Source organism: Rugamonas sp. (assembly GCF_025354735.1).
Classification (GTDB): Bacteria; Pseudomonadota; Gammaproteobacteria; order Burkholderiales; family Burkholderiaceae_D; genus Rugamonas.
Map to the genome: position 1 here is coordinate 1 of NZ_JANXMI010000113.1, position 1828 is coordinate 1828.

Here is a 1828-nt window from a genome sequence, read left to right on the forward strand (position 1 = left end):
GGCCGCGGCGCCCGCGCGGCGCGCGGCCGAAGGCGCTGTCGCGGATCGCCGCGCGCGCGTGGCGGCCCTGGACGGTGGCGGCGTCGTCGGCGAAGGCGGCCAGCATGGCCTTGTCGGCCAGGATGTTGATGCGCCGCACGATGCCCTGCGACACGAAGGCGATCTGCCGCACCGCGTCGGCCTCGAACAGGGCCGGCCCCCTGTGTCCGGCCGCCTCGAGGCGGCAGGCCAGGAAGGCGGGGATCAGGGCGACCTCCATGCGCGGCACGGCGAAGCTGTGCGTGATGCGCTCCTTCAACTGGCGCATCGAGGGCAGCTCCAGGCTGGCGTCCAGTTCCGGCTGGCCGAACAGGACGATCTGCAGCAGTTTGTGGTGGCTGGTCTCCAGGTTGGTCAGCAGGCGGATCTCCTCGAGCGTGTCGAGCGGCATCGCCTGGGCCTCCTCGACCAGCAGCACGACCTGGCGGCCGGCCGCGTGCTTGTCGATCAGCTCGGCGTGCAGGCGGCGCAGCACGGCGTCGGTGCGCAGGCCGGCCACGTCCAGATTGAGTTCGCCGGCGATGGCGTACAGCACGTCCTCGGGGCGCAGGCTGGGATTGACCAGGTAGATGGCGTCGACGCGGGGCGGCAGGGCCCGCTCCAGCATGCGGCACAGCATGGTCTTGCCGCTGCCGACCTCGCCGGTGACCTTGACGATGCCCTCGCCGTGCGTGACGGCGTACAACAGGGCGGCGAGCATCTCGCCGCGCGTGTTGCCGCTGTAGAAAAAGGCCGGGTTCGGCGTCATGCCGAAGGGCGCTTCGTTCAGGCCGAAGTGGCGGCGGTACATGCTCACGCGACGCAATGCATAAAGGCTTGCTCCAGTGTCTCGGCGCCGTACGCGGCGCAACATTGCGCCGTCGTGCCGACGAAGCGGATGCGCCCCTCGTGCAGGATGGCCAGGCGGTCGCACAATTCGCCCACATCGGCCAGCGCGTGCGAGGTGAAGAAGATGGTGGCGCCGGCCGCGCGCAGGCGCAGCACTTGGCGCTTGAGCAGGGCGCGCGCCTTCGGATCGAGGCCGCTCATCGGTTCGTCGAAGACATACATCGCTTTTTCGGCCAGGAAGCAGGCGGCCAGGCCCAGCTTCTGGGTCATGCCGTTCGAGTACTCGCGCGCCGGGCGCGCCAGGGCGGCCGGGTCGAGGTCGAGCGCGGCCAGCATCGCCGCCACCGCCCGCGCGTCGTAGGCCGCGCCGTGCAGGGTCAGCATATAGCGCAGGAAGGCGCCGCCGCTCAGGTAGTAGGGCGGCAGGAAGCGCTCCGGCAGGTAGGCCAGCGGCGCGCGCGCGGCGGCGGCGCGGTGCGGCTGGCCGAAGATGGCGATGGCGCCGGCGTCGAGGGCGCAAAAATCGAACAGGCACTTGAGCAGGCTGGTCTTGCCGGCGCCGTTCACGCCGACCAGGCCGAAGCACTCGCCGGCGCGGATCTCCAGATCGACGCCGCGCAGCACGGCGCCGCTCGCATAGTTTTTGACTACCTGTTGGAAACGCACGGCGGAAGCACTCATGGGCGGAAGGAGGCGATAAGAATGGCGCGGGCGGATTGCCCGGACGAGACTGTAGCGCATTATCGTGAATAGTGGCCACGCGCGGCAAGCGGAAAGTGCGCCGGCGCAGGCGCGCGCGTCGAAAACACCGGCCGGCCTACAATCTCAGCCTTCCGGCGCGTCCGCGCCGCACAGAGAAAGCCGCCATGTCCCAAGCCCGCCGCCTCCTGCCCGTCCTCCTGTGCTGCGTCGCGCTGGGCGCTGGCGCCGAAGGCCTGCGCGCGCCGTTCGCGCCGGGCGC

General features: G+C 70.7%; 2 protein-coding genes. Both read right to left on the reverse strand.

Annotation, left to right across the window (positions count from 1 at the left end):
• Positions 1-829 (reverse strand): AAA family ATPase (locus Q0S71_RS09595; protein WP_295994252.1); only part of this gene is annotated, 829 nt, incomplete at its 3' end.
• A 2-nt stretch (positions 830-831) separates the two neighbouring features.
• Positions 832-1533, reverse strand: a complete 702-nt coding sequence (locus Q0S71_RS09600) for an ATP-binding cassette domain-containing protein (protein WP_295994249.1) — start codon at positions 1531-1533, stop codon at positions 832-834.
• Positions 1534-1828 lie beyond the last annotated feature (295 nt).